This is a genomic window from Saccharothrix mutabilis subsp. mutabilis (genome assembly GCF_039521145.1).
Classification (GTDB): Bacteria; Actinomycetota; Actinomycetes; order Mycobacteriales; family Pseudonocardiaceae; genus Actinosynnema; species Actinosynnema mutabilis.
The window spans coordinates 1-511 of sequence record NZ_BAAABU010000089.1; the positions used below are offsets into that span (position 1 = coordinate 1).

1 protein-coding gene is annotated in these 511 nt (G+C 34.8%); it reads right to left on the minus strand.

Annotated elements, in window-relative coordinates:
* Positions 1-368: AAA family ATPase (locus tag ABD126_RS38710; protein WP_343944881.1), on the minus strand; the 368-nt coding region annotated here is incomplete at its 3' end.
* Positions 369-511: the final 143 nt, after the last annotated feature.

Genomic DNA, 511 nt, shown 5'->3' on the forward strand with positions numbered 1-511 from the left:
CCTAAGGAATCCCTGAAAGGACTTTTACCATATATCATCTCTTGCGATGCAACAAAGTTTTCTAATATGACCTCAAGTTCTCCAGGATTAGTGAAATTATTACCATTGAAATCGAGATGAAACACAGGATATTGCTTCCACTCCTTCTCCAGCTTGTCGATGGAAAGTCCTTTAAAAAGTTCCTTCTTTCCCTCGAAATAGCATTTCAAGGTAGATACGAGCAACGACTTTCCGAATCGTCTAGGACGATACAGTAAGTATATTTTACCATTAGTCACTAAGTCATAGACCAATGACGTCTTATCAAGATATACATATCCACCCTCTATGATTTTTTCGAAGTCTTGTATTCCGATAGGATATTTCATATTGCTGCCTTTTTAATTTCTTTCGGCAAAGTTACAAAAAATAATGATACAAGCAAAAGAATATTCCAAAAAAACAACGAGATTGCAAAATACCATATTTGTGGGATTGTTGACAAGGAAAAAAAATAATACCTTTGCCTTTT